This window comes from Lentzea flaviverrucosa (assembly GCF_003350445.1).
Taxonomy (GTDB): Bacteria; Actinomycetota; Actinomycetes; order Mycobacteriales; family Pseudonocardiaceae; genus Lentzea; species Lentzea californiensis.
Genome location: NZ_QQAU01000003.1, coordinates 480,641 through 505,973, shown reverse-complemented (window position 1 = coordinate 505,973; position 25,333 = coordinate 480,641). Strand labels below are relative to the sequence as shown.

Here is a 25,333-nt window from a genome sequence, read left to right as displayed (position 1 = left end):
ACAACGCGGAACGAACCTTTCCGCAATCGCTCCTACCGTGACAGTCATGAACCCCTTCCGCGTGGACATCCCCGAAGCCGACCTCGCCGACCTGCGCCACCGCCTCAGCACGGCACGCTGGCCGGCCCAGGCCGGCACCGACGGGTGGACCAGGGGCGTGCCCGTCGCCGAACTGCGTTCCCTGGCGCAGTACTGGGCCGGCGGTTTCGACTGGCGCGCAGCGGAGGCCCGCCTCAACGCCTTCCCGCAGTTCGTCACCGAGATCGACGGCCAGCCGATCCACTTCGTGCACGTCCGCAGCACCCGCGAGGACGCCCTGCCGCTGCTGCTCGTCCACGGCTGGCCCTCGACCTTCGCCGACTTCACCGCCGTGCTCGCCGACCTCGCCCGCGACCACCACGTCGTCGTGCCGTCCATCCCCGGCTTCGGGTTCTCCACCCCGGTCACCGGCACCTGGGAGGTCTCCCGCACCGCCGCCGCGTTCGTCACCCTGATGGACTCCCTCGGCTACCGCCGCTACGGCATCCAGGCAGGCGACGTCGGCGCGGGCATCGCCGGCGCCATGAGCCGCCTGACCCCGGCCGTGACCGCGATGCACGTCAACGGCCCCAGCGCCCACCCGTTCGGCGGCCTGAGCGGGACCGAACTCACGCGCGCCCGGCGGTTCAACGACCTCGTCGCCACCGGCCTGGGCTACCTGCAGCTCATGTCCACCAAGCCCTGGACGATCGGCTTCTCCCTCACCGACTCGCCGATCGGCCTGCTGGCGTGGATCTTCGAGAAGTTCCACGCCTGGTCCACGACGGTCGACCACGACGCCCTGCTCACCGCCGTGTCGATCTACTGGTTCACCGGCACCGGCGCCACCTCGGCCGAGTTCGTCCACGAGTCGATGAACTCACCCGGCACCTGGGAAGCCGCGACCGCGCCCACCGGGTTCGCGACCTTCGCCGCCGACACCGGCATCCGCTCGCTGCTCGATCCCGGCCACCAGGTCGAGCACTGGACCGAGTACGACCGCGGCGGCCACTTCCCGGCCAGCGAGGTACCCGACCTCTACGTCGCCGACGTCCTCGAGTACTTCTCCGCCTTCCAGCCCGGCGAGATCCGTGGCTGACGTCCCGCGGCACGCGCGCGTCGCCCGCTGATCGTGGCCGGGTGCCGGGACGTTCCTGGGGGTGCGTCCCCGCACCCGGCCACCACCCGTGCGCTCATGCCCGGCCTGATGCCTTGCGCGCCTCCAGTTCCACCCGGTCCCAGTGCGCCTGCCAGTCCTGCTGCGGCAGGTTCGAGTTGCCCGCCCGCAGCCCGGCCACCCCGTCGAGGCCCTCGCGCAAGACGTCCGCGTGCCCGGCGTGCCGGTTCACCTCGGCGATCTCGTGCACCAGCAGCAGGTGCAGCGTCACGTACTTGCGCTCCTCCGGCCACCACGGCACCACACCGGGCGCGTCCAGCGGCAGCTCCTCGATGCTGGTGTCGGCGAACGCCGTCGCCCGCGCGAACAGCCCCAGCACGTCCTCACGCGACTCGTCCGCGGTCGCGAACATGTCCGAGTTCGGGTCGGCGTCCACGTCGAAGGGCAGCTTCTCGGGGAACGGGCGGCCCAGGCAGTCGCCGAAGTAGCCCGCCTCGACCCCGGCCAGGTGCTTGGCCAGGCCCAGCAGGTTCGTGCCCGTGGGCGTCAACGGGCGCCGCACGTCGTACTCCGACAGGCCTTCGAGCTTCCACAGGAACGCCTCGCGGGCGACCTTCAGGTAGCGGTGCAGGTCGGCTTTCGGGTCAGAGGCCATGCCCGTCACCCTGGCAGAGCGGGGTCGGAGGCGGCGGCGATTTCCTCGAGCCTGGCGTGGTGCCCGGCCCACCACCCGGCCGGCACCGAGGGCATGTTCGTGTTGCCGTCCTGCATGCCCACCGCGCCGTCGACCAGCTCCCGCACCACGTCCGCGTGCCCGGCGTGGCGGTGCAGCTCGACGATCACGTCCAGCAGCACCTCCCGCAACGTCACGTCGCGGCGGCTCTGCGACCACCACGGCACCACCCCCGGCGCGTCCACCGGCAACGCCGCGATCGTCTCGTCGGCGTAGCCGCGCACCCGCCCGTAGAAGGCGACGACCGACTCCCGGGACTCACCGGGCTCGGCGTACATGTCCGAGGCCGGCGACGCCTGCGCCGTCGACCACAGCGGCGGGTCGGGGAACGGCCGGTCGAACACGCGCCCGAAGTAGTTGAGCTCCACGCCGGCCGCATGCTTCACCAGACCCAGCAGGTTCGTGCCCGTCGGCGTCAACGGACGCCGCACGTCGTACTCCGACAGGCCATCGAGCTTCCACAGCAACGCCTCGCGCGCCTCGTTCAGATACCGGTGCAGCAGCGTCTTCTCGTCCACACCCGGAAGCGTCTCAGACAGCACCGGCAGTTTTCAGGACCAGCAGATCCAGGTGGTCCACCACCGGCCCGGACTCGACCGCGGCCGCCGCCAGCAACCGTTCCCTGCCCGCCGCGAACTCCTCGGCCGACAGCGCACGCAGCAGCGTGTCCGCCTCCTGCCGCAGCGTCGAGGCCTTGTCCGCCAACGACGACGCCGTCACCTGGGGCACCGCCTCCAGTCGCCGCACCGCGAACCCCAGGCCGCCGGCCACCTCGTCCACCGTCGGAAACCCCGACAGCGCCCGCACGGCCTCGGGGAAGAACCGGAACAGGCCGATCCCGCCGTGCCGCTCGCGGAACAACGACCGCAGCAGCACCACACCGCCCGGCCGCAGCACCCGCCGCAGCTCCGCCCCGGCGGCGGCCAGGTCGCGGACGTGGTGCACCACCGTCGACATCCACACCACGTCCACCGACGCGTCCGGCACCGGAATCGCGGCGGCGTCCCCGGTGAGCATCGGCAACCCCGACGCCCGCCGCATGTCCGCGGACGGTTCCACCGCCACCACGGACACCTCCGGGAACCACGTCCCGAACGCCCGCACGAACAAACCCGTCCCCGCGCCCAGGTCCAGCACCGTGCGTCCTGGCAGCAGATACGGCGCCACCGCGTCCCGCCACGGCGCCAGCCCTTCGAGCGAGATCTCGCGGGCCACCCGGTACGAGGAGGCCTCCACGTCGTCGTAGCGCGTCATCCCACCAGGTAACCCCATACGGATGGCGGGATGACAGTGAGCCTTCACACGGACTAAACATTGCGGAGCCATGTCCCTGCCGTGGTACGAAAGGGTTGCCCTGCATGCGAAAGAGCCATCTCAGACCTCTGATCGGGGTCACCGTCGCCGCGAGCGTCGTGTTCGCCATGGGAGGCGTGCCCACCGGCGCGGCCCCCGGCGCCCAGGAAACGACGACGAACTACCAGGTCAGCAACGTTCGCACCGCTGAACAGCGCACCAAGCTCGCCAAGTCCGGTGCCGCCATCGACTCGGTCGAGGAGCACGGCATCGTCGTGATCACCGCGACCGGGCGCGAGGCCCAGAACCTGAAGGCACAGGGCTTCGAGGTCACCGAACTGCCCAAGCGGATGGAGGCGAACTCGGCCGTCGGCCCGTTCGACTTCCCCGCGGCGGACTCGAACTACCACAACTACGCCGAGATGACGACGGCGATCAACAACGCCGTCGCGGCGTACCCGAACCTGATCAGCAAGCAGGTCATCGGCAAGACCTACGAGAACCGCGACATCCTCGCGCTCAAGATCAGCGACAACGTCGCGGTCGACGAGAACGAGCCCGAGGTGCTGTTCACCGCGCACCAGCACGCGCGCGAGCACCTCACCGTCGAGATGGCGCTGTACCTGGTCAACCAGTTCACGACCCAGTACGCGAGCGACGCGCGGATCAAGGGCCTGCTCGACACCCGCGAGGTCTGGATCATCCCGGACGTCAACCCCGACGGCGGCGAGTACGACATCGCGACCGGCACCTACCGGTCGTGGCGCAAGAACCGGCAGCCCAACGCCGGTTCCGCCAACGTCGGCACCGACCTCAACCGCAACTGGAACTACAAGTGGGGCTGCTGCGGCGGTTCCAGCGGCAGCACCGGTTCCGACACCTACCGCGGGCCCAGCGCGGAGTCCGCGCCCGAGGTGAAGGTCGTGGCCGACTTCGTGCGCGGCCGCAACGTCGGCGGCAAGCAGCAGATCACCGCGGCTATCGACTTCCACACCTACAGCGAGCTCATCCTGTGGCCGTGGGGCTGGACCTACGACGACGTCGCGCCGGGCCTGACCCAGGACCAGCGCAACACGTTCGCCACCATCGGCCAGTCCATGGCGTCGACCAACAACTACACGCCCGAGCAGTCCAGCGACCTGTACATCACCGACGGGTCGATCCCTGACTGGCTGTGGGGCACGCAGGGCATCTTCGCCTACACCTTCGAGATGTACCCCGGCAGCGCCGGCGGCGGCGGCTTCTACCCGCCCGACGAGGTGATCCCGGCGCAGACCGCCCGCAACAAGGAGGCCGTGCTGCAGCTGCTCGACCGCGCCGACTGCCCGTACGAGGCCATCGGCAAGGAAGCGCAGTACTGCGGCGTCACCCCGCCCGACCCCGGCGGCAAGTTCTTCGAGAACGCCGCGGACTTCCAGATCGCCGACAACACGACGATCAACTCGCCGGTCACCGCGTCCGGCCTGACGGGCAACGCCCCGTCGACGCTCAAGGTCGCCGTGGACATCAAGCACACCTACCAGGGCGACCTGAAGGTGGACCTGGTGGCACCGGACGGCACCGTCTACGTCCTGCACAACCGCTCCGGCGGCGGCACGGACAACATCAACACCACCTACACCGTCAACGCCTCCAGCGAGGTCGCCAACGGCACCTGGCAGCTGAGGGTCAACGACAACGCCAACCAGGACACCGGGTTCCTCGACAAGTGGAGCCTGCAGTTCTGACCGGCTGAGCGTCAGGGCGTCGCACTCGCGGCGCCCTGACGCCCGTAGTCCTTCACGCGCATGGAGTCGTGCATCCGCAGGCCCTTCGAGTTGAGCCTGGCCAGTGGTCGGATCAGCCACGACGGCAACGACGTCAGCAGCTGCGCACCTCTCACAAGTCCTGAGACACCCAGCCGGGTGGACGGGATCAACGTCTTCGCCGTGCCGAGCGCGAACGCCCTGCTGGCGTGCACGATCTCGCGCATCGCGTCCTCGTAGCGCGCGAACGCCGCCGGGTGGTCCGAGCCCGTGGACAACTCGCCCGCCAGCACGTACGCGCCCAGCACCGCGAGGCTCGTGCTGCCGCCGATCGCCGGGCCGGGGCAGTAGGCGGCGTCCCCGACCAGCGCCACCCGCCCGCGTGACCACGTGTCCTCGCGCAGCTGGGTGATCGAGTCGAAGTAGAACGCCCCGTCGCCGTCCAGGTGCTCCAGCCACGAGTCCACCTCGGGATGCAGCCCCGCGAACGCCTCCCGCAGAAGTTGCTTCTGCCGCGCCACGTCCCGGTGGTGGTACGAGAGCTCGGGCGAGCGGAACAGGAACACCGCGCGAGCGTCGTCCAGGTGCCGTGCGCCGTACACCGCCGCGGTCCGCCCAGGCCCGATGTGCCCGGCCATCTCACCCGGCACACCCAAGTACTCCGGCACGGACAACACCGCCAGATACGCACCCACGAACGTCTTGGCGACCTCGCCGAACACGAGCCGCCGCACGTTCGAATGCAGCCCGTCCGCACCGATGACCAGGTCGAAGCGCCGTGGCGCACCGGCCTCGAAGGTCACCTCGTCACCGATGGACGTGATCGAGTCGCCGAACACGTACTCGACGTCCGCACGCGTGGCGTCGTAGTAGATCTCGCTCAGGTCGTCGCGCATGACCTCGACGTGGCGGTCCGACGCGGCCGCGAACAACTTCGTCACGTCGGCGCTGATCGGCTTGCGCGTGCCCTCACGCAGGTACGTCAGACGTGTGGTCCCGGTCGCGAGCGCCTCGATGCGCGGCAGCACGCCCATGCGTTCGGAGATGTCCATGGCCGGCTTGAACAGGTCGACCGCGTGCCCGCCGGTCTTGCGCAGCACCGGCGACCGTTCCACCACCGTCACCTCGTGCCCGTTGCGCACCAGCCAGTAGGCGAGCATCGGACCGGCGATGCTGGACCCGGAAACGAGTATCCGCACGTCACATCCCCTTACTTAACGGTCGGTAAGTCACCTGGCCGACAGTAGCACCGCGACTTACCGATCGTTAAGTAACATTCCGCCCGTGGCACGACAGAGCGACACCAAGCAGCGGATCCTGCAGACCGCCCGGGAACTGTTCGCACACCAGGGCGTGCAGCAGACCAGCCTGCAGGAGATCGCCGACCGCCTCGGCATCACCAAACCCGCGCTCTACTACCACTTCGCCTCACGCGAGGAGCTCGTCCGCAGCATCGTCACCCCGCTGCTCGACGACGGCGAAGGCTTCCTCGCGCGCATGGAGCAACGCCACGACGTGTCACCGGTCGAGCTGATCGAGGGCTTCTTCGACTTCCACCACCGCCACCGCAAGGACATGATGCTGCTGCTCACCGAGCTGACCACACTCGCCGAGCTCGGCCTGATCGACGTCGTGCTGTCCTGGCGCGCCCGCCTGACCCGGCTCGTGTTCGGCCCCGAGGCGACGCTGGAACAGCAGGCCCGCGCGGTGCTGGCGTTCGGCGGCATGCAGGACTGCACCATGCAGTTCCCCGACACACCCGTCGAGGAGCTGCGCACGGCCACCGTGACAGCCGCACGCGCCGCCCTGGGTATTTGACTTCGCGATATCGCACCAAAAGCCGCCGTTCGGTCGCTGTCGGTCCGCCCCGGGAGGGACGAACATCACGCGGTGCCCCTCCGCCGTGCCCGGGTGCTGCCGCTGACACCGACCGCCGCCGTGCTCCTGATCGCGATCGCCCTCGTGCCGGTCACCGGCTCCCACGAAGCCTGGCTGCCCGCCGTCCCGATCACCGCCGCGCTGCTCGCCGCCGTGGTCGCCGCCGGCGCCGGACGCGTGTTCGGTGAGTCCACCGCGCATCCGTGGCCGATGGCCGTCGCCACCGGCGTGGCCACCTCCGCCGTGCCGTTCGTGGTCAGCGCCCTGCTGGGCAATCCCGCGCCGGCCCTCGTCGTGCTGCCCTGGCTGGTCTTCGGCCTCGGCGCCGGGTACTGGCAGCTGCAGCTGTGCGAGGGAGCGCGATCACGCCCGCTGCACGCCGCCATAGGATTCGGCTACACCTTCGTGTTCACCGCCGTGACGCTGCTGCTCGCAGTGGTGTCCGCGCGGCTCGTCGACTAGATGAGAACGGACTCTCGAAACCGCGCTCGGCCCGTCTGAGCGCGAGGTAGGGTCCTGAAACCGATTAACCGCCGGGAGAGACATGCGCGCCGTCGAGATCAGACCTGGGGTCCGGATCCGCTGGGTCGAAGTGCCGGGTGCCACACCGGCACGCGTCTACCTGCACGGACTGGGCGCCTCGTCGGCTCCCTATTACGCCGAGGCCGTCGCGCACCCACTGCTGGCCGGGCGCCGCAGCCTCATGATGGACATGCTCGGCTTCGGCATCAGCGACCGGCCCGCCGGCTTCGCCTACTCGCTGGAAGGCCACGCGGACGCCCTCGCCGTGGCGCTCGCGAAGATCGGGCTGCGCCGCTGCGAGATCATCGGCCACAGCATGGGCGGTGCCGTCGCCATCGTGCTCGCCGCACGCCACCCCGAGATGGTGCGCTCGCTCGTGCTCGTCGACCCCCACGTCGACCCCGCGACGCCGTCACTCGGTGCGCCCGGCAGCCGGGGCATCGCCGCCTACGGCGAGGCGGACTTCCTCAGCCACGGCTTCGACCGCGTGCTGCGCGACGTCGGCCCGCACTGGGCCGCCACCATGCGCATGGCCGGCCGCGAAGCCCTCTACCGCAGCGCCGTCGACCTCGTCCGCGGCACGTCACCCACGATGCGCAAGCTGTTGCTGGAACTGGAGATCCCGCGCGTCTTCCTGCACCCCGAGGACGCACCGCCCAGCGGTGGCCGCGAACTTGCCGCGTCCGGCGTGCAGGTCGTCTCCGTGCCGAACACCGGCCACAACATCATGATCGACAACGTCGAGGGCTTCGCACGCGCCGTAGCCCAGCAGCGCCTGTCGGTCTAGCCGAGCTCACGGGCGATCGCGCCGGCCAGCAGCTCGCGCGCTCGTTGCAGGGTCAGCGAGCCGCTGTGCCAGCGCTCGCTCAACCCCTCGACGAGCGCGGTGAGCCGTTCGGCGGCCGCCGCCGCGTCGAGTTCCGAATTGGCTTGGCGCACAAGGGTTTCCACGTCGGCGTTCCACGTCTCGGTCGCCGTGCGCAACGTCGCGCGCAGGTCCTCGTCGAACGCCGCGCTGGCCCGCAGCTCACCCCACGCGACGCTCGTCTCCCGCACGAACGCGGTGTCCTGCAGCTCGCCCAGCAGCATCTGCTCGACCCGTGTGCGCGGATCATCGGACTCCACGTCACCGGTGTAGGACTGCGCCCGGTGGTTCACGTGCTCCAGCGCGGCACGCAGGATCCCGGCGCGGTCCTTGAAGTGGTAGTAGATCAACGCCGTGGACACCCCGGCCTCGGCCGCGAGCTTCTCGACGCGCAACCCGCGCACGCCGTCCTGCGCGATCACGCGCACCGAGGCCTCGAGCATCCGGGTCCTGCGCTCCGACACAACGCCCTCACTTCGGTTCCTGCTGGGTTGTGCAGTGGATGCCGCCACCGCCCGACGCGATGCCGTCGATGTCGATCTGCACCACCGTACGGCCGGGGAACAACCACTCCATCGTCGCCTTCGCCGCGGCGTCGGCCCGCCGGTCACCGAACTCGGGCCCGACCACCGCACCGTTGCACACGTAGAAGTTGACGTACCCGGCCGCGAAGTCGTCATCACGCACCCGCGTCGTCTCCGGCCCTTCCATCACCTCCACCCGCAACGACCTGCCCGCGGCATCGGTGGCCGACCGCAGGACCTCCAGGTGGCGGCGCGTCACGTCGTGGTCGAACGACTCGGGGTCGTTGTCCAGCCCCGCCACCACCACACCGGGCCCGGCGAACCGCGCGTAGAAGTCGGTGTGCCCGTCGGTGATGTCCCGCCCGGCGATGCCCGGCAGCCAGATCACCTTCCTGATCCCGAGCAGGTGCGCGAGCTCCTGCTCGATCTCGCTCCTGCGCCAGCCGGGGTTGCGGTTGCCGTTGAGCACGCAGCTCTCGGTGATGATCGCCGTGCCCTCACCGTCGACCTCCAGCGCGCCACCCTCCAGCACCAGGTCCGTGCGCACCCGCTCGGCACCGGCCCGGCCGGCGACGAACCCGGCGACCTTCGCGTCGCGGCGGTGTTCCTGCTTGCCGCCCCAGCCGTTGAAGTTGAAGTCGACCGCGCCACCGCCGCGCACGAACACCGGCCCGGTGTCGCGCATCCACAGGTCGTCGATCTCCGCGGCCACCAGCTCGACACCCGGCATCAGCGACCGGGCCAGCTCCAGGTCCCCGGCCCGCACCAGCATCGACACCGGCTCGAACCGGGCGATCGTGGTCGCGATCGCCGCCTGGTCCCGCCGGACCCGGGGCAGCAGGTCACGCCCCCCCAGATCCGCTCGTCGGCGGCGAACGCCATCCACGTCCGCCGATGCGGCTGCCCCTCTTCAGGCATCACCCACGACCCGGTGTCACCTCGGCAGCCGGCGAGCAGACCGCTCACGGCCGCTGCCGCCGACTGCACGAAGTTGCGCCTGTTCAAGCCTCCAACGTACGCCTGACTAAATTTTCAGTCAAAGCAAAACCGCTGGTAGTGACCTCACACGCTTGCCGAGGAGAGATCAGCGGCGCTGAGCGGGCGCCGCCGTCCAGTGCGAGGGTCGCGACAGCGCGGCGGGCAGTTTCGTCTTCGCGTTGCCCTGCGCGGCGTTGACCTGAGGCTGGGTCAGGAACAGGCACGTGCTCAGGTCCGCACCCGACAGGTCCGCACCCCGCAGGTCGGCGCCGATCATGTCCGCCCGCGACAGGTCGGAGTTCGTGAGGTCCGCGCCGATCAGGTACGCACCGCGGAAGTCCGCGCTGCTCAGGTTCTTGTTGCGCAGCCGTGCGCCGATCAGGTCGGCACCCCGGTAGGACTTCGCGCTGGTCCGCAGCCGTTCGCTGGTGCGCAGCAGCAGGACGTTCACCTTCGCCCGGACCTCCGCGACGTCGAGCGCCAGGATGGTGTCGGGCGAGGCGACCGTGTGCTGCTCGACCTCGGCGAAGGCGTGTGCGAGGTCGTCGTGCGAGTCGAGGCGGCGCGCCTCGGCGAGGTACCAGAGCAGTTCGTGCAGCTGCCGGACCACCGGGAACACCGCGAACATCTTCTGCCGCTCGGCGACGCGCCAGTCGACACCGGCGAACACCGTCTGCGACACCCGCTGACCCGCGCCGAAGCAGTCGTAGACCGTGCAGCCGGCGTAGCCCTTCGGCCGCAGCTGGTCGTGGATGCCGCACCGGTGATCGGCCAGCAGGTTGCGGCACGGCGTGCCCGCGTCCTTGGTGGCCGCGAAGTCCGCCGACCTCGCGAACGGCAGCGCGACGCAGCACAACCCGAAGCAGTTGGCGCAGTCGCCCTTCAGCTCGTCCATCGCGGATCAGCCTACTGGGTCGCCGTTGAGCAACCGGATCTCCGCCGTCACGGCGACCGCGTCGGCCGGTCGCGTGCCCCGGTCGCGGTAGCGGAACAGCAGCCGCCGGATCGACGCGCCGAGCTCCGCCATCTCGCCGGGTGTCACGTGGATGAGCGCGCTGAACGACTCGTCCGTCGCCAGCGCGTCCTCGGTCTCCCACCGCAGCTGCCACGGCCGGGCCTTGCCGCCCTGGTGCGGCGCCTCCTCGATCAGGCCCAGTTCGGCGAGTTTGCGCAGGTGGAACGAGCACAGGCCTGAACTCTGCCCGAGCCGTGCGGCGGCCTGGGTAGAGGTGAGCGTGCCGTGCTCGGCCAGCAGGTCGAGCAACGCGATGCGCACGGGGTGGTCCGGAAGCGGCCGTCGAGACATGAACGGCACCCTACCGATAACTTTGCAAAGACTGCTACTTTGCAAAGCATGTCCGATCGAGGCACACCACGCCGCATCACCGTCGTCGGTGAAGAGATCCTGACCCGCCGCTGCCGCGAGGCCACCGAGTTCGGCACGCCCGAACTCACCCGGCTCATCGACGACATGTTCGCCACCAACCACGTCGCCGAAGGTGCCGCCATCGCCGCGAACCAGGTCGGCGTCGACCTGCAGCTGTTCGTGTGGGACATGCGCGACGAACGGGGCACCCGGCACACCGGCCACATCCTCAACCCCGTGCTCGACGACCTGCCCGCCGAGCAGCGCACGCTCCTCGAGGAACCGGAGGGCTGCCTGTCGGTGCCGGGCCCGTACCGCGTGGTGGCCCGGCCCGACCGCGCCGTCGTGCGCGGCCAGGACAAGGACGGCAACCCCATCGTCGTCGAGGGCAGGGGCTACTTCGCCCGCTGCCTGCAACACGAGACCGACCACCTGCACGGCCGGCTCTACCTCGACCGGCTCACCCAGCGCGAACGCAAGTCCGCGTTGCGCGAGATGGCCGCCTCTCAAGACGAGGTCTTCGCCCGTCGCGCCGCCCGGAGTTCCTCCGCCGCCTCATCCAGCTGACGCTCGGCGCGCTCGGCCCTGGTCAACGTCTGAGCGCGCGCGTCCTCCACGACCGCGAGCGTCTGCCGCACCGCCGCCACCTGCTCCGCGCTCTCCTGCCTGACCTGCGCGAACCGCGTCTCGAACTCCGCACGTGAACGCTCCAGCTCGGCGCGCGCGTCCGCGGCGGTCTGCTCAGCGCGTTCCGCCCGCACCACCGCCAGGTCACGAGCCTTCGCGGCCCGGCCGACGGTCTCCGCCGCCTCCACCCGCGCCTGCTCAGCAGCCTGTTGCGCGGCAACCACCTGAGCCTCGGCCCGCTCGGCGACCGCCTGTGCCTCCGCGCGAGCGCGGTCCACCTCGGCCTGCGCCTCGGCACGGGCCTGCGCGATCTCCGCCTGAGCTTCGGCGCGCGCCTGTTCGATCTCCTTGGCCGCCTGCCGCCGCGCCTGCTCGGCGTGCTTCACGGCGTCGGCCTTGACCTGCTCGGCCTCGGCCCGGATCTCCTCGATCAGGGCCGACGCCTGCACCCTGACCTCGGCGATCTCCGCCTCGGCCCGCGTGACGGCGTCGCGTGCGGCCTGCCGGGCCTCGTCCCGTTCCGTCACGGCCGTGTCGACGGCGTCGTCGGCTTCTTCCGCCGCCCGCACCGCCTGCTCAGTGGTCTCCTCGGCGGCCTTGCGGGCTCGTTCGGCCTCGTGCCGGCGTTGTTCGGCGGTGGCCAGTTCCGACTGCGCCTCCGCGACCCGACGAGCGGCCTCGGCTTCAGCGGCTTGAACCAGGCTTTCGGCGACGCTCGGGTCCGCCATCGCGTTCAGCTCGCCGACGGCCCGGCCGAGGGTCTGCGTCATCTGCTCCGACAGCACCCGGAAGCGGTCGAGGAGCTCTTCAGCCCTGATCTTGGCGGTACCGGAGACCCTGGGGAGATTCGTCACGGTGACGACCTCCAGGTTTTGCTCGGGGGTTTCCGCCAGCCGCTGCCGCTCCCTCCATGCCCGCCAGCGCGTGTGCTCGGGCAGGTCGCAGTACTCCGAGGGCCTGCCGGGCCCACCACCTCGAAAAACAGGCCGCTCGCAGCCGGGAAAGTTGCAGCTCGTCTCCACGGCGATATCGTAGCAGAATTACGTGTGCACTAACGTTATCTAACGCAACGCTACTCAATCGGGTGCCCAAAACCTGACCGCCGATAAGTGAACATTATCGGCGGTCAGGATCAGGAGGCTTGGAGTTCCGTTGTGTTTTCCTGCCTCAGTGGAGTTGGCACCGGTCTCACGAGGCCTGGCGCGAAGAGAAGAGAGGTGAACGTGGCAATGCTTCTCAGTCCACGTGGCGGCGAAGTGCGCGACCACACGCCGGTCCGCTGATCGTCGCCGACGATGCCCGCGGTCACGCCGTTGTCCCTGTGAGCAGTCGTCCAGAACGCGAGCAGGTGACCGTGACGGTGACCAGCAGAAGCCTGGTCCCCGGCAAACGGACGTTGCCGGGGACCAGAATCGGGAGTGGATCAGGCGAACTACCGGTGCGCCACCGCACCACGGAAGACACCGGCGTGATCAGCGAGTTCGACCATCAACATCAGCAAGATCGAGCCCATGAACATCGCCAGCAGCACCTCCGCGGCTGCGGTCTCGGCCAGGAACAGCGTGACGACGCCGAGCGCCAGCACCAGAACCGCCAGCACCGTCTCGGCCACGCCGACACCGTCAAATGTTTCGCCCCACCGCATCACGAGGAGGCCGCGACACCGAGCACGAGCCCGATTGCCGTCATCCCCCGCGGATCCTCGACGAACGGCATCTCACCGTTGATCAGGTACCCGACGTACGGAATCGCGATGAGCGCAACGAGAACCGTCGCGACGACGTCCCTCACTCCGAGCCTCATCGATCTCACCTCCTCCTTCCACGACACACTCTCCTCCCGAGACCCGGCCCCCCGTAGATGCGCAGGGCCCCTCGTGGCAGGGACGGGCACTGTCGGCATTGGGGACCTACGGCTCTGGAAGCTTGCACATGACAGCGGAACTATCGTTCGATGCGAAACGACAGAGCCGAGGGGTGTGTCAACGGCATGCGGTGGAGACTCCTGCGCAGGCGGTGTGGTCGGGCGGCGGCGGTGATGATGCTGTCCGCGAGCGTCGTCGGCAATGCGAACGCCGCCGACGTGCGCCTGGTTGAACTGTCGCTTCCGCCCGGCGCCATCGGCAGCGGGGCGTCGGCTGTCAACGACGAAGGAACGATCATCGGCACAGTCGGGTTCGCGGACCGCACGTGGCGGGCGGTGAAGTGGGATCGCCGTGGAGCCGTCACTGTCCTTCCCAGCCTGCCCGGTGCGATCGAGACGCTCGTCTGGAAGATCTTTGACGACGGTGTCGTCATCGGCACCGCCCGCGACGAGAACTACACCGCGCACGCCGTGCGGTGGGACCGAGCCGGCCGCATCACCGAGTTCCCGTCGCTCGGCAACGGCTCCACCGAAGTCGTAGGACGCAACGCGACGGGCACCTACATCGGCACGAGCGTCGCCGCTGACGGCAGGACACACGCCGTGCGGTGGGACAGCCGCGGACGGATCACCGACCTCGGCATCCCCACCGGCGCGACCGGCAGCGCACCCGCCGACATCAACGACGCCGGAGTCATCGTCGGGGTCGCCGATCTCGCTCCCGGCAACACGCAGCCGATCATGTGGAGTCGCCAGGGTGTCAGCGCGGAACTGCCGCGCTTGCACGGCTGGAGCACGTTCCCGGAGAGCATCACGAACGACGGCCACATCGCGGGCACGGCCACAGGTCCCACCCCGCAGGACCGCCTCGCCGTGCGCTGGTCCCGGCACGGATGGATCTCGGCACTCGACCTGCCGCCGAACGCGACCGCCAGCGCACTTGAAGCGGCGAACGCGCGAGGCGACCTCGCGGGCACCGCGTTCTTCGGTCCCGATCCGGTCTGGCACGGCACCCGTTGGGATGACCGCGGCCGAGCCGTCGACCTGGGGGTGTTGCCGGGCGGCACATCCAGCTTCGTCCGCGGTATGAACGACAACGGTCTGATCATCGGTGACGCGGAAGCGCCAGGAGCCTCCACGCGAGCGGTGTACTGGGATCGGAACAACCGCATCCACGACCTGGGGGCGTTGCCGGGCAGCACGTGGAGCTCGGCGACAGGCGTGAACAACCACGGTGTGATCGTGGGCTTCTCCAGCATTCCCGAGACGGGCTACGGACGCGCGGTCATGTGGCGCATCCGGTGACGTCAGGCCACAGGCCGGGAACGCAGCAGGGAGTCGAGGGCACGGAGCAACGTGGTCGACGATGCCTGGACAGAAGCCTCCGCCGATCGCCAACGCGCTGGCCACCTGGCCTCACGATGCGCGCAGAATGACACGCGCGGTGCGCATCACGTGTACAACCTCGTCCGCGCCGGCGACCGGTACGCGATCATGCCCCTATGACGAGCACGTCCGAAGCACGCCGCTATCCACCGAGCGAGCCGTACGAGTCAGGCATGCTCGACGTCGGCGACGGCCATTCGCTGTACTGGGAGGTGCTGGGCAACCCCGACGGCAAGCCGGCCGTCGCGCTGCACGGCGGCCCCGGATCGGGGAGCTCGCCGAGGATGCGGACCCTGTTCGACCCAGACCGCTACCGCGTGGTCCTGTTCGACCAGCGCAACGCCGGACGCAGCACCCCGTCGGCCACAGACCCGGTCGTCGACCTGTCGGCGAACACCACCCAGCACCTCATCGCCGACATCGAGGCGCTGCGGGAGCATCTGGGCATCGAGCGCTGGCTGGTCGAGGGCGGCTCCTGGGGCGTCACCCTCGCTCTGGCCTACGCGCAGGCGCACCCGGAGAGGGTGACCGAGATGGTGCTCGCGGCCGTGACCGACGGCGACCGCCGCGACACCGACTGGATCACCCGTGACATGGGCCGCGTCTTCCCGCGCGAGTGGGACCGGTTCCGCGACGGCGTGCCCTCCGCCGAACGCGACGGCGACCTGGCAGCCGCCTACAACCGGCTCCTGCACGACCCCGACCCGCAGGTCCGCGCCACGGCCGCGCACGAGTGGTGCCTGTGGGAGGACACGCACATGTCGCTGGCCCCCGACGCCGAGCCGTTCCTCTCGGTCGCCGAACCGGCGTTCCAGCTGGCCTTCGCCCGTCTCGTGACCCACTACTGGTCCCACGGCTGCTTCCTCGAAGAACGCCAGTTGCTGCGTGACCTCGAGCGGCTGCACGGGATTCCGGCCGTGTTGATCCACGGGCGCTACGACGTCAGCGCCCCGCTCGGCACGGCCTGGGCGCTGCACCGCGCCTGGCCGGGAAGCGAGCTCGTGGTCCTCGACGACACCGGGCACGGCGGTGGCAGCATGACCGCGGCGATCATCGCCGCCACCGACCGCTTCGCCCGCGGTCAGACCGCCGGGTAGACCGTCCGCAGCGTGGCCAGCACGAGGGCCTGGGTGACGGTGACGACCTCGCTGACGGAGACCTGCTCCTGCGGACCGTGCGCGAGCCGCACGTCGCCGGGCCCGTACTGCAGGGTCGGGATGCCGGCCCCCGCGTACAGACGCAGATCACTGCCGTACGGCGCGCCTTGCTCGGTGGGGCACGCTCCACGGGTGACGTCCGCGTGCGCGTCGCCGACCAGGGCCGCGAGTGGGTGCCCCGCCGGTAACCGGCCGCTGGCGAACTGACCGCCGGGCCACGTCACGACGGCGGGGTGGGCCCGCAGCCACGGGTCCGAGGCGCAGGCCTCGGCCACGCACGCCTCGAGTTCGGCACGGGCCTGGGCAGGCTCCTCCCCCAGCGCCACGCCCAGTCGTCCCTCGGCCACCAGCAGATCCGGCACGCTGCTCGCCCAGTCACCGGCCTGCAGCGTGCCGACCGACAGCGGGTACGCGACGGGGTAGGCGGACATCAGCGCATCGACGCCGGTGTTGCGGCGCGCTTCCAGCCGGGCGAGTGCGGCGTGGATCGGCAGGTAGGCGTCGATGGCACTGGTCCCGGCGTACCGGGTGCTGCCGTGCGTGGCCTGGCCGGGGACCTCGATGCGGAAGGTGAGGGCCCCGCCGTTGGCGATCATGAGCGCGCCGCCGGTCGGTTCGGTGATGATGCAGGCGTCGCCGGTGTGGCCGCGCTGCAGCGTGCCGAACGCTCCGAGCCCGCCGTCCTCCTCGCTGACGACGAAGTGCACGGACACCTGGCCCCGCAGCGTCGTCTGAGTCGCGCGGATCGCGGCCAGCGCGGCGAGGATCGCCACCACACCGGCCTTCATGTCGCACGCTCCGCGGGCGTGCACGGCGTCGCCCTCGACGCGCGGGCGGAAGGGATCACCATGCCACTGCGCCGGGTCGCCGGGCGGGACGACGTCGACGTGTCCCTGCAGGACCAACGTCGGCCCGTCGCCGTGCGAGCGTGTGTTGCCCACTAGTCCCCACGCCTCCGTGCGCGGCGCCTCGCCGCCGGGGAAGTCGGCGTGCGCACGGAGTTCGGGCAGGTCCATGGACCAGAGGTCGACGTCCAGGTCCATTCGTTCCAGGTGCCCGGCCAGCACGTGCTGCAGTTCGGACTCCGCGTCGCTGCCCGTCACGCTCGGCACCGCGAGCAGGTCCAGCAGCAGCCGGCCGATCGCGGCCTCGTCCACTGCGGCCAGCGCCGCCGCCTCGACATCGTTGATGGTCACGAGCCGGAGAGTAGGTTCGCCGGGCAGTGCAAACAATCGCCGAAACCGGCGCCTAGCAGCGGTTTCTTTGCAAAGATCACGGTGGCGTGGCAATTTTTTGCGGCAGGCCGGATCCTCTGGGCATGGACGACATCGACCAGGCGGTCATCCGGTGCGTGCTGCGCAACGCCCGCGCCACCTACGCCGAGATCGGCAAGGCGGCAGGGCTGTCACCGTCCGCCGCGAAGAGACGCCTCGACCGGCTGGTGGCCACCGGTGCGATCCGCGGCTTCAGCGCGCTGGTGGATCCGCAGGCGCTGGCGTGGCACACCGAGGCGTTCGTCGAGATCTACTGCAAGGGCAATCCCACCCCGGCCCAGCTGACCAAGGCGCTCGAGGACATCCCCGAGGTCATCGAGGCGTGCACGGTGTCCGGTGCCGCCGACGCGATGCTCTACATGCTCGCCAGGGACATCCCGCACCTGGAACAGGCCATCCAGCGCGTGCGTTCGACCGCTCCCGTGGACCGGACCGAGAGCGCGATCGTGCTGTCCCGGCTGCTGACCCGGCCCCGGCTGTAGCCCGGGCCGTCAGCTGGTCCGGCCGAGGCGCAGGACCGCCTCGTCGGCGGCCGCGGTCATCCTCGCCAGGAACGCCGCGACGGCGGCGAGCTCGGCCGGCGGTGTCGTGCGCAGGACCTGCGCGATCTCGGTACCGGCGAGGCCGAGGAACTGGCGGGCACGATCACGGGCGGCAGGGGTGGGCCGCAGGGTGACGCGGCGTCGGTCGGCGCTTTCCCGCGTGCGGCAGAGGTGCCCGGCGGCTTCCAGCCGGTTGAGCAGGATGGCGGTCGCGCCCGTGGTCATGCCGATCTGCCGGGACAGCTGGGCCGGGCTGAGCGGGGCGTCCGCCTCGGCCGCCCAGATGATCTGGCCCAGTGCGTTGGCGTCGGCTCCCGGCAGTCGCATCCAGGCGGCGAGGTGCTGGTTGAGCTCGCCGAAGTCGACCACCCAGTCGCGCAGGCGGTGCATCACCGCGGTCTGCGCCGACGTCCAGTCCGCGGTCAGCGGGTCGTCTGTCATGCAGGTGCCTTTGCGTCAAAGTAGCTTTGCAGCAAAGCTACCACTGACAGGGGAGTTCCCGATGGCTGAACGACACGCGGTGATCTCCGGTGCGAGCATCGCCGGCCTCTCGGCCGCCTTCTGGCTGCGGCGCACGGGCTGGCGGGTGACCGTGCTGGAACGAGCCGAGGCGTTCCGCGACGGCGGGCAGAACGTCGACGTCCGCGGCGTCGCCCGCGAGGTGCTCGCCCGGATGGGACTGACCGAGGCCGTGAAGGCGCAGAACACCACGGAGACGGGCACGGTCTTCGTCGACGCGGGGGGCCGGGTGCTCGCCGAGCTGCCCTCCGACGGCCCGGACGGCGCCACCGCCGAGCTCGAGGTGCTGCGCGGCGACTTCGCCCGCACGATCCTGGAGCACCTGCCGGAAGGGGTCGAGATCACCTACGGCGACACCATCACCGACGTGGCCGACACCACCGGCGCGGTCACCGTCACCACGGCCTCGGGACGCGTGCTGAGCGCGGACCTGCTGGTCGTCGCGGAGGGGGTTCGCTCGGCCACCCGAGACCGGCTCTTCGGTGATCTGGTGGACCGCCGTGACCTGGGCATCGCCATGGTCTTCGGCACGATCCCCCGCACGGCCTCCGACGACAGCCGGTGGCGCTGGTACACCACCACCGGAGGACGGCAGGTCCACCTCCGCCCCGACAACCACGGCACCACCCGCGCCATGCTCGCCCACGCCCGAGCCGCGGACCTGACCAGGCTCGACCGCGCGGACGCCCTGGCGAGGTTCCGGGAGCGCTTCGCCGACGCGGGGTGGGAGGCCCGGCGCGTGCTCGACGGGTTCGACACCTCCACCGACGTCTACGTCGACCAGCTCACCCAGATCCGCATGCCCGTGTGGCACCGCGGGCGGGTGTGCCTCGCCGGTGACGCCGGCTGGTGCGTGACCCCGATGGGCGGGGGCGGCGCCTCGCTCGCGCTCGTCAGCGGATACGTCCTGGCAGCGTGCCTGTCCACCACCGCGGACCGGTACGAGGAGGGGCTCGCGGCCTACGAGAAGTGGATGCGGCCGCTCGTCGACGACGTCCAGGGCTTCCCGCGCTGGCTCGTGCCGTTCGCCTACCCCCGCACCCGGCTCGGACTGGCCCTGCGCCGCCTCGTGGACAAGGCCATCACCTCGTCCCTGCTGTCACCCCTGACGGCGAAGCTCACCCAGGTCGCCGACACGACCAGGGCCCTTCCGCCCATCGGGGCCGCACACGCCTGAGGTCAGCGTGCGACGGGGAAGTCGAAGTAGGTGTCCGGGAACGGCTCGTCGTTGAGCGTGAAGTGCCACCACTCCTCGGGCAGGTTGCGGAACCCGGCCCGCGCCATCGCCGCCTTGAGCAGCTGACGGTTCTCCCGCGCCTGACCGGTCACGCGCGGGTCGTCGGTGTGCGAGAGCGTGTCGAAGCAGTCGTAGCCGGTGGCCATGTCGACGGTGTTGTCGGGGAACCGGCCGGACGCGTCGCAGTTCACCAGCCGCTCCCCCGGCACGTACGGCCGCTGGTGGCGCGGGGGCAGCTTCACGATCGTCAGGTCGAGCGTGGAGCCGCGGCTGTGGCCGGACTTCTCCGCGATGTAGCCGTCCTCGAACAAACGCGTCTTGTCGACCCGCGGGTAGAACTCGGTCTTCATCCGCTGGTCGGCGAGGTCGCGGGCCCACCGCACGAAGTGGTCGACGGCGCGTTGCGGGCGGTAGCAGTCGTAGACCTTGAGCGTGTAGCCCCGCCGCAGCACCTCGCGCTGCACGCCGCGCAACGCCTTCGCGGCCTGCCTGGTGAGGATGCACAGGGGCGCGCGGTAACCGTCGATGCGGGTGCCGACGAAGTTGTGCGCGGTGTAGTAGCGGATGTCGTGCCGGATGGTCGGATCGGCGTCGTGCAGCGCGACGAACCCGCTGGTGGCGTGGGCGGGCACGGCGAACGACACGATCAGGAGCGCGGACAGCAGCAGGGCTCGCATGAAGCTCATCCAAGCAGCGTGTCCGCGGGCCGGGAACCCGCACGAGCCGACTGCAGGAGTCTCTCGGCGAGCGCCACGACGAGGTCGCGCAGCGCGTCCGGCCTCTCGATGACGAACGGCAGGTCCAGCGACGCGAGGACACCGGGCAGCCAGTCGAGCCTTTCGACCCGCAGCTCGACGCGCGACCAGCCCTCGGGGAGGGGCTTTACCACCGCGACGCTCGCGGGAAGCCGCGTGCGGATCCGCTCAGCGGACCCCTGGATCCGCACCGTCACCTCGTGCCGGTGCGGGGCGGTCGCGAGCCCGGTCAGGACCCGTTGCGCCGCATCGAGGTCATCGGGCGGGTCGAACGAGCCGGGCAGCGTCCTGGCCGAGGCGATGCGGTCGAGCCGGAACGTCCGGTCCTCGCCGATCGAGGGGTCGGCACCGGTCACGTACCACCGGCCGGAGTGGGCGACGAGCCCGTACGGGTGCAGCGTGCGGTCGCTGTGCCGGCCGTCGGCGGCGGTGTACCGGACGGCGACGGGCCGGTGGTGGGTCACCGCGTCGGCGATCGTGAGCAGGACCGCGGCCTCCGGGGTGGCCGGCGAACCGGGCGGGCTGGTGAAGGCGAGCGAGCCGAGCACGGCATCGAGCCTGCCGCCGAGCCGGGCGGGCAGCACCCGGCGGACCTTCGCCGCCGCCGTCTCACTCGCGGTACCCGTCATCAGGCCCGTGACCAGGCCGATCAGCACCGCCAGCGCCTCGTCGTCACTGAGCATCAACGGCGGCATCCGGTAACCGGGAGCGAGCCGGTAGCCGCCGTACCGTCCGCGCACCGACTCGACAGGTATGTCGAGGTCGAGAAGGTGGTCGACGTACCGGCGCACAGTCCGTTCGTCGACTCCAAGCCGCGAGGCGAGCTCCGCCACCGTCCGAACGCCTCCAGATTGGAGGAGCTCCAACAAGGACAGCACGCGTGCGATCGGCCGGGGCATGGCCGGAATTCTCCCTCACATACCGGGCGGATTCTGTCCGGTATCGCTTCTAGCGTGTGCTCATGGACTTCGTATCGATCCGCATCATCACCACCGACGTCGCCCGTCTCGCCGGCTTCTACGAACGTGCCACGGGAGTGGACGCGACCTGGGCGAACGAGGACTTCGCCGAGATCAGGACCTCGACCGGCACCCTCGCGGTCGGCAGCATCCGCACCGTGGCGTCGTTCGCCGCCGGTTCGGCCGAACCGGGTGCCAACCGCAGCGTCATCGTCGAGTTCGAGGTCGACGACGTGGAGGGCGTGCACGCGAAGCTGGCCGGCGCCGAGGTCGTCCAGGAGCCCACCACGATGCCGTGGGGCAACCGCTCGTTGCTGGTGCGCGACCCCGACGGCAACCTGGTCAACTTCTTCAGGCGGGCCACGCCCGCAGTACCGAGTCCAGCGCGTCCAGGGCTCTGAGCCACGACGCCTCGACGCCGCGCGGGTGGCTGTGGAACGCCCCGGAGCGTTCCAGCGAGACGAACCCGTGGAAAGTGCTGTGCAGCAGCCGCACGGCGTCGGTCTGGTCGGGTTCCCACAGGTCGTAGCCCCGCAGCAGCGCGCGCGTCATCTCGGAGTGCTTGCCGGCCGCGCTCTCGGCGGCCACGTCCGGGTCGAGCGCCATCTGCGTCGCCGAGTACCGGCCGGGGTGCTCGCAGGCGTAGGCGCGGTAGGCGTTGGCGAACGCGACCAGGGCGTCCTTTCCCGAGCGGCCCGCGATCGACTCCGCCACCCGGTCGGCGAGTTCCGCGAGCGCGAGGACGGCCAGGCGCACGCGCAGGTCCTGGGCGTTGCGGATGTGCGAGTAGAGCGAGGCGTCCTTCACACCGAAGTGCCGGGCCAGCGCGGACACCGTCACGTTCTCGAAGCCGACCTCGTCCGCCAGGTCCGCCGCCGCCTGCGTGAGGCGGTCGGCCGTGAGCCCCGCACGTGCCATCCGTCACCCTTCCTAGGGTCCTTAATAATTTGCCTAGGACCTCTAGGTAAGCCTAGCGTCCCTGGTCATGAAGCCGCTGACCGAACACGACATCCGCGCGTCCTTCGTCAATTCCACCAAGGGCGAGGCGAAGCGCATGCACGTACCCAGGGATCTGGGCGCGCGGCCGTGGGACGACCTGGACTTCCTCGGCTGGACCGACTCGGCCGCGCCCGACCGCTCGTACCTGGTGATCGAGCTGGACGGACGGCTCACCGGCATCGCCCTGCGCAGGGCCGCGCAGGCCGGACGGGCGCGCAAGACGATGTGCTCGTGGTGCCTGACCACGCATTCCGGGGACGGCGTGTCGCTGATGAGCGCGCGCAAGGCCGGCAAGTCGGGACAACTGGGCAACACGGTCGGCGTCTACGTCTGCGCCGACCTGGCCTGCTCGCTGTACCTGCGCGGCAAGAAGAGCGCGGGACCGGGCTCGCGGTTCCACGAATCGATCACACTCGACGACCAGGTCGAACGGATGATGTCCGGGATCAGCGCGTTCCTGGACCGGGTGAGCTCGTAGGTCTCAGAGTTCGAGCACCAACTCGGCGGAGCACGCGCGGGCACAGGGCCACGGGTCTCCGCATTCGGTGCAGCCGGTCGTCGCGGGCAGGTGCGTGTCGAGCACCTGGACCGCCCTGGTCCGGTAGCGCTCCAGATCGGTCTCCCAGTTGTGGCGGGAGCCCGCGGTCGCACTCGTCATGGTCATCAGTCCTCGGGTTGAGCTGGTGCACACAGCATGCACCTGTGACGGCGCTCACGGGCGGCAATTACGCGAATACCGACCTTCGGCGGGTCGTCACGCAGCGGACCCGCCGAGCGGCTCGAGGTCAGCGCGCAGGTGGCCGAGCGCGCTGCGGTAGAGCTGAGGACCCACCGACACGCGCGCGACCCCGGCCGCACGAAGCGCCTGCAGCGACCCGCCCCGCAACGGCAGCCCGGCGTTCACCGGGGCGCCGACCTCGGTGACCACCGCGCGGAGGTCCTCGGGTCCGGCTCCCGGCACGAACACGCAGTCCGCGCCGGCCGCCCAGTACGCCCGCGCCCTGCCGATGGCGTCGATGAGCCTCTCGTTCCCGGAGAACGGCGAAGCGGGGAAGAACGAGTCGACCCGCGCGTTGATCACCAGCGGCACCCCGATCCGGTTCGCGGCCGCACGCATCTCCCCGATGTAGGCGGCGCGCACGCCGGCGTCCACCAGGCCGCCGTTCGCGTGGTCGGTGTCCTCGACGTTGCAGCCGGCGGCACCGATCCCGGTCAGCAGCTCGACCAGCTCGCCGGGAGCAAGTCCGTACCCGGCTTCGGCGTCGACCGTCACCGGGACGTCGACCGACGCCACGATGCGCGCGGCGACGAACATCATCTCGTCCCTCGGCGCCCCTTCACCGTCGTCGTGGCCCAGCGCCGCGGCGATCGCGTTGCTCGCCGTCGCGATCACCGGGAAGCCCGCGTCGACGACCGCGCGGGCGCTGCCGACGTCCCAGGCGTTCGGCAGCACGAGCGGGTCGCCCGGCACGTGCAGCGAACGAAGGAGATCGGCCTTGGCGGCCAGATCGGACATCACGTTCTCCTGTTCCTCGGTCGTCACCACGGATCCGGCAGGCCCTGTCCGGTGGTGACCAGGCTGCGCAGGCTGCCGTTGACGTAGTGCAGCCACGCCGTGGAGCACGCGCCGAAACACTCGACGTCCGGCACCAGGCCGACGTGGGTGAACCTCAGCTCCGCACCGCCGTCGGCGGGGACGATGTCGAACACGATCTCGCTGCCGGTCCACTCGGCCGGGTCCGAGACGAAGGACAGCAGACTGTCCGTGACCTGCCAGACCACGCGGCTGCCCGGCGTCAGCTCGGTCACGCGCTGACGGCTGTAGTGCTGCGGCGGATGCCGGTAGGTGAACTCGGCGCCCACCTCGTCGGCACGTCCCTCGACCTCGCCGGTCCACCAGGCTCGGACGTCCAGGACGGCCGCGTAGACCTCGTCCGGCGACTGCTCGACCGTGTACGAGGTGGTGTAGCCGCGCTCGGTGCGCGGCGCCTGCGTCGTCATGACTGGTCCGTTCCCGTCTCTCGATCCGCTGTGCCGCGCTGGATCCGCTCGGCGATCCGCTTGATCCGCTGCAGCCGGGCGTCCCAGGTGGTGCCGACCGCGGTCAGCTGGGCGACCGCGCGGGCGAGTTGCGCCTCGTCCACCTCGTAGCGGCGCTCGCGTCCGGCCGGTGTCACGTGCACCAGTCCGACGCGGTCGAGCACGCCGAGGTGCTTGGCGACCGCCTGCCGGGTGACCGGGAGCCGTTCGCTCAGCGTTGTCGCGGTGCCGCCGCCGTCACTCAGCAGCAGGTCGAGCATCCGGCGGCGGGTCGGGTCGCCCACCGCGGACCAGAGGTCGTCGTCGATCGCCGCGCTCACGGCCGCGCGACCAGCAGCTCGGCCCGCGCGACGAGACGCGGGAGGAAGTGGTCCCAGCCCTGGACGTGGTCGGCGTAGGCCTGCTCCAGCACGGCGGCCTCCCAACCGCGCTCGCGGAACCCGGTCTCCTTGAAGCGCAGCAGCGTGCCGCCACCGGAGGGCACGAGGTCGATCGTGACGAGCAGCGAGTTGCCCGGCGCCGCCGACGCGCCCTGGTCGTACACCCAGCGGAACGCGAACCGGCGGGGCGGGTCGGCCTCGACGACCGTGAGGTGTTCGACCTTCGCGTCCGGCGAGGCCGGGTCGCCGAAGGTGATCGTGCCGGTGCCGCCGGGCACGGGGTCGAGCTCGGCGTCGTCGGGCCACCACTCGCGCAGGTGCTCGGGAGAGCTGACCACCTCGTAGACCACCTCGGGGGTGGCCTCGATGTGCAGCTCGCGTTCGATGCTTCCGTGTTCCACGCCGGTTCTCCTCACTTGAAGTGCAACCATCGGTTGCACTTCAACCTAACCGGCACCTCCGACTTGCGCAACCTTTAGTTGCGCGAGCCGTCGGTGGGTGTATTCGAGCGCCGGGGCGGACCTCTCCCCTGGTACGAGAAGGAAAAGAGGGGAAC

The 25,333-nt window shown here is 70.4% G+C and carries 33 protein-coding genes; 12 read left to right on the top strand and 21 right to left on the bottom strand.

Annotated elements, in window-relative coordinates; all coding sequences use genetic code 11:
* Positions 1-46: 46 nt before the first annotated feature.
* On the top strand, positions 47-1,117 hold the full coding sequence (locus DFR72_RS12325; protein WP_090062522.1) for an epoxide hydrolase family protein: 1,071 nt from the start codon (positions 47-49) through the stop codon (positions 1,115-1,117).
* 94 nt (positions 1,118-1,211) lie between these two features.
* On the opposite strand, the gene DFR72_RS12320 is transcribed toward DFR72_RS12325, so the two are convergent.
* Genes DFR72_RS12320 through DFR72_RS12310 form a run of 3 tightly spaced genes read right to left on the bottom strand, consistent with a single transcriptional unit; the run spans position 1,212 to position 3,122 of the window.
* Positions 1,212-1,790, bottom strand: a complete 579-nt coding sequence (locus tag DFR72_RS12320) for a DinB family protein (RefSeq protein WP_090063552.1) — start codon at positions 1,788-1,790, stop codon at positions 1,212-1,214.
* Positions 1,791-1,795: 5 nt separating this feature from the next.
* Entirely contained in the window at positions 1,796-2,386 is a 591-nt protein-coding gene (locus tag DFR72_RS12315; protein ID WP_090062523.1) for a DinB family protein, read from the bottom strand.
* A gap of 13 nt (positions 2,387-2,399) precedes the next feature.
* Positions 2,400-3,122 (bottom strand): class I SAM-dependent methyltransferase, encoded by a 723-nt coding sequence (locus DFR72_RS12310; protein WP_090062525.1) that lies wholly within the window; start codon positions 3,120-3,122, stop codon positions 2,400-2,402.
* A 104-nt stretch (positions 3,123-3,226) separates the two neighbouring features.
* Here DFR72_RS12310 and DFR72_RS12305 point away from each other — a divergent pair, with 104 nt between their 5' ends.
* Positions 3,227-4,888, top strand: coding sequence for a M14 family metallopeptidase (locus tag DFR72_RS12305; RefSeq protein ID WP_090062527.1), 1,662 nt, complete (start codon positions 3,227-3,229; stop codon positions 4,886-4,888).
* Positions 4,889-4,899: 11 nt separating this feature from the next.
* Here DFR72_RS12305 and DFR72_RS12300 read toward each other — a convergent pair whose 3' ends face one another.
* Positions 4,900-6,105: an FAD-dependent monooxygenase gene (locus tag DFR72_RS12300; protein ID WP_090062528.1), complete on the bottom strand. Its 1,206-nt coding sequence runs from the start codon at positions 6,103-6,105 to the stop codon at positions 4,900-4,902.
* Positions 6,106-6,190: 85 nt separating this feature from the next.
* Between DFR72_RS12300 and DFR72_RS12295 the strand changes: the two genes are divergently transcribed.
* The 3 genes from DFR72_RS12295 (at position 6,191) to DFR72_RS12285 (ending at position 8,093) form a co-directional block, all read left to right on the top strand.
* Positions 6,191-6,724 carry a TetR/AcrR family transcriptional regulator gene (locus tag DFR72_RS12295; protein WP_090062530.1) on the top strand — a complete coding sequence of 178 codons (534 nt, stop codon included), beginning with the start codon at positions 6,191-6,193 and terminating at the stop codon, positions 6,722-6,724.
* Between the two features lie 72 nt (positions 6,725-6,796).
* Positions 6,797-7,246 carry a hypothetical protein gene (locus DFR72_RS12290; protein WP_143086558.1) on the top strand — a complete coding sequence of 150 codons (450 nt, stop codon included), beginning with the start codon at positions 6,797-6,799 and terminating at the stop codon, positions 7,244-7,246.
* 82 nt (positions 7,247-7,328) lie between these two features.
* The gene (locus DFR72_RS12285) at positions 7,329-8,093 is read left to right on the top strand and encodes an alpha/beta fold hydrolase (protein ID WP_090062532.1); all 765 of its coding nucleotides are present in this window, start codon (positions 7,329-7,331) and stop codon (positions 8,091-8,093) included.
* Here DFR72_RS12285 and DFR72_RS12280 read toward each other — a convergent pair.
* From DFR72_RS12280 to DFR72_RS12265, 4 genes are all read right to left on the bottom strand, one after another.
* Complete coding sequence (locus DFR72_RS12280; protein ID WP_090062534.1) at positions 8,090-8,635, bottom strand: TetR/AcrR family transcriptional regulator; 546 nt, start codon at positions 8,633-8,635, stop codon at positions 8,090-8,092. The genes DFR72_RS12285 and DFR72_RS12280 overlap by 4 nt on opposite strands.
* Before the next feature lie 7 nt (positions 8,636-8,642).
* The gene (locus DFR72_RS12275) at positions 8,643-9,581 is read right to left on the bottom strand and encodes an agmatine deiminase family protein (protein ID WP_211335397.1); all 939 of its coding nucleotides are present in this window, start codon (positions 9,579-9,581) and stop codon (positions 8,643-8,645) included.
* Positions 9,582-9,779: 198 nt separating this feature from the next.
* A complete protein-coding gene (locus DFR72_RS12270) occupies positions 9,780-10,568 on the bottom strand; it encodes a pentapeptide repeat-containing protein (protein WP_090062535.1) in 789 nt (262 codons plus the stop codon).
* Positions 10,569-10,574: 6 nt separating this feature from the next.
* Entirely contained in the window at positions 10,575-10,979 is a 405-nt protein-coding gene (locus DFR72_RS12265) for a winged helix-turn-helix domain-containing protein (RefSeq protein WP_090063553.1), read from the bottom strand.
* Between the two features lie 48 nt (positions 10,980-11,027).
* Here DFR72_RS12265 and def point away from each other — a divergent pair, with 48 nt between their 5' ends.
* Positions 11,028-11,606, top strand: coding sequence for a peptide deformylase (gene def, locus DFR72_RS12260; protein WP_090062536.1), 579 nt, complete (start codon positions 11,028-11,030; stop codon positions 11,604-11,606).
* On the opposite strand, the gene DFR72_RS12255 is transcribed toward def, so the two are convergent.
* From DFR72_RS12255 to DFR72_RS45490, 3 genes are all read right to left on the bottom strand, one after another.
* Positions 11,546-12,520 carry a coiled-coil domain-containing protein gene (locus tag DFR72_RS12255; RefSeq protein ID WP_211335396.1) on the bottom strand — a complete coding sequence of 325 codons (975 nt, stop codon included), beginning with the start codon at positions 12,518-12,520 and terminating at the stop codon, positions 11,546-11,548. The genes def and DFR72_RS12255 overlap by 61 nt on opposite strands.
* A gap of 578 nt (positions 12,521-13,098) precedes the next feature.
* A complete protein-coding gene (locus DFR72_RS12250) occupies positions 13,099-13,278 on the bottom strand; it encodes a hypothetical protein (RefSeq protein WP_090062539.1) in 180 nt (59 codons plus the stop codon).
* A gap of 32 nt (positions 13,279-13,310) precedes the next feature.
* Positions 13,311-13,469 carry a hypothetical protein gene (locus DFR72_RS45490; protein ID WP_170176236.1) on the bottom strand — a complete coding sequence of 53 codons (159 nt, stop codon included), beginning with the start codon at positions 13,467-13,469 and terminating at the stop codon, positions 13,311-13,313.
* Positions 13,470-13,655: 186 nt separating this feature from the next.
* Here DFR72_RS45490 and DFR72_RS12240 point away from each other — a divergent pair, with 186 nt between their 5' ends.
* Positions 13,656-14,834, top strand: a complete 1,179-nt coding sequence (locus DFR72_RS12240) for a hypothetical protein (RefSeq protein ID WP_143086559.1) — start codon at positions 13,656-13,658, stop codon at positions 14,832-14,834.
* 197 nt (positions 14,835-15,031) lie between these two features.
* Positions 15,032-16,012 (top strand): prolyl aminopeptidase, encoded by a 981-nt coding sequence (gene pip / locus DFR72_RS12235; protein WP_090062544.1) that lies wholly within the window; start codon positions 15,032-15,034, stop codon positions 16,010-16,012.
* Here pip and DFR72_RS12230 read toward each other — a convergent pair.
* On the bottom strand, positions 15,997-17,268 hold the full coding sequence (locus DFR72_RS12230) for an ArgE/DapE family deacylase (protein WP_245982838.1): 1,272 nt from the start codon (positions 17,266-17,268) through the stop codon (positions 15,997-15,999). The genes pip and DFR72_RS12230 overlap by 16 nt on opposite strands.
* Before the next feature lie 122 nt (positions 17,269-17,390).
* Between DFR72_RS12230 and DFR72_RS12225 the strand changes: the two genes are divergently transcribed.
* The gene (locus tag DFR72_RS12225) at positions 17,391-17,828 is read left to right on the top strand and encodes an Lrp/AsnC family transcriptional regulator (protein WP_090062546.1); all 438 of its coding nucleotides are present in this window, start codon (positions 17,391-17,393) and stop codon (positions 17,826-17,828) included.
* Between the two features lie 9 nt (positions 17,829-17,837).
* Here the strand turns inward: DFR72_RS12225 and DFR72_RS12220 are convergent, their stop codons facing one another.
* Positions 17,838-18,329: a MarR family winged helix-turn-helix transcriptional regulator gene (locus tag DFR72_RS12220; protein WP_090062547.1), complete on the bottom strand. Its 492-nt coding sequence runs from the start codon at positions 18,327-18,329 to the stop codon at positions 17,838-17,840.
* 61 nt (positions 18,330-18,390) lie between these two features.
* On the opposite strand from DFR72_RS12220, the gene DFR72_RS12215 reads away from it, so the two are divergent.
* Positions 18,391-19,584, top strand: a complete 1,194-nt coding sequence (locus DFR72_RS12215) for an FAD-dependent monooxygenase (RefSeq protein ID WP_090062549.1) — start codon at positions 18,391-18,393, stop codon at positions 19,582-19,584.
* 2 nt (positions 19,585-19,586) lie between these two features.
* Here DFR72_RS12215 and DFR72_RS12210 read toward each other — a convergent pair whose 3' ends face one another.
* Together DFR72_RS12210 and DFR72_RS12205 are read right to left on the bottom strand one after the other, a co-directional pair.
* Positions 19,587-20,330 (bottom strand): M15 family metallopeptidase, encoded by a 744-nt coding sequence (locus DFR72_RS12210; RefSeq protein ID WP_090062550.1) that lies wholly within the window; start codon positions 20,328-20,330, stop codon positions 19,587-19,589.
* Positions 20,327-21,298: a helix-turn-helix transcriptional regulator gene (locus DFR72_RS12205; protein WP_090062552.1), complete on the bottom strand. Its 972-nt coding sequence runs from the start codon at positions 21,296-21,298 to the stop codon at positions 20,327-20,329. Before DFR72_RS12205 ends, DFR72_RS12210 begins: the two co-directional genes overlap by 4 nt.
* Positions 21,299-21,360: 62 nt before the next feature.
* Between DFR72_RS12205 and DFR72_RS12200 the strand changes: the two genes are divergently transcribed.
* Entirely contained in the window at positions 21,361-21,759 is a 399-nt protein-coding gene (locus DFR72_RS12200; protein ID WP_090062553.1) for a VOC family protein, read from the top strand.
* Here the strand turns inward: DFR72_RS12200 and DFR72_RS12195 are convergent.
* Positions 21,710-22,276 carry a TetR/AcrR family transcriptional regulator gene (locus DFR72_RS12195; protein WP_090062555.1) on the bottom strand — a complete coding sequence of 189 codons (567 nt, stop codon included), beginning with the start codon at positions 22,274-22,276 and terminating at the stop codon, positions 21,710-21,712. The genes DFR72_RS12200 and DFR72_RS12195 overlap by 50 nt on opposite strands.
* Before the next feature lie 67 nt (positions 22,277-22,343).
* Between DFR72_RS12195 and DFR72_RS12190 the strand changes: the two genes are divergently transcribed.
* Positions 22,344-22,835, top strand: a complete 492-nt coding sequence (locus tag DFR72_RS12190) for an FBP domain-containing protein (RefSeq protein ID WP_090062556.1) — start codon at positions 22,344-22,346, stop codon at positions 22,833-22,835.
* 3 nt (positions 22,836-22,838) lie between these two features.
* Here DFR72_RS12190 and DFR72_RS45485 read toward each other — a convergent pair whose 3' ends face one another.
* The 5 genes from DFR72_RS45485 to DFR72_RS12165 form a co-directional block, all read right to left on the bottom strand.
* Positions 22,839-23,015 (bottom strand): hypothetical protein, encoded by a 177-nt coding sequence (locus tag DFR72_RS45485; RefSeq protein WP_170176235.1) that lies wholly within the window; start codon positions 23,013-23,015, stop codon positions 22,839-22,841.
* A 96-nt stretch (positions 23,016-23,111) separates the two neighbouring features.
* On the bottom strand, positions 23,112-23,873 hold the full coding sequence (locus DFR72_RS12180) for an isocitrate lyase/PEP mutase family protein (protein WP_090063555.1): 762 nt from the start codon (positions 23,871-23,873) through the stop codon (positions 23,112-23,114).
* A gap of 23 nt (positions 23,874-23,896) precedes the next feature.
* A complete protein-coding gene (locus DFR72_RS12175) occupies positions 23,897-24,358 on the bottom strand; it encodes an SRPBCC family protein (protein ID WP_090062560.1) in 462 nt (153 codons plus the stop codon).
* Entirely contained in the window at positions 24,355-24,717 is a 363-nt protein-coding gene (locus DFR72_RS12170; protein ID WP_090062561.1) for an ArsR/SmtB family transcription factor, read from the bottom strand. The genes DFR72_RS12175 and DFR72_RS12170 overlap by 4 nt, the downstream gene beginning before the upstream one ends.
* A complete protein-coding gene (locus tag DFR72_RS12165; protein ID WP_090062563.1) occupies positions 24,714-25,178 on the bottom strand; it encodes an SRPBCC domain-containing protein in 465 nt (154 codons plus the stop codon). Before DFR72_RS12165 ends, DFR72_RS12170 begins: the two co-directional genes overlap by 4 nt.
* Between the last annotated feature and the right edge of the window lie 155 nt (positions 25,179-25,333).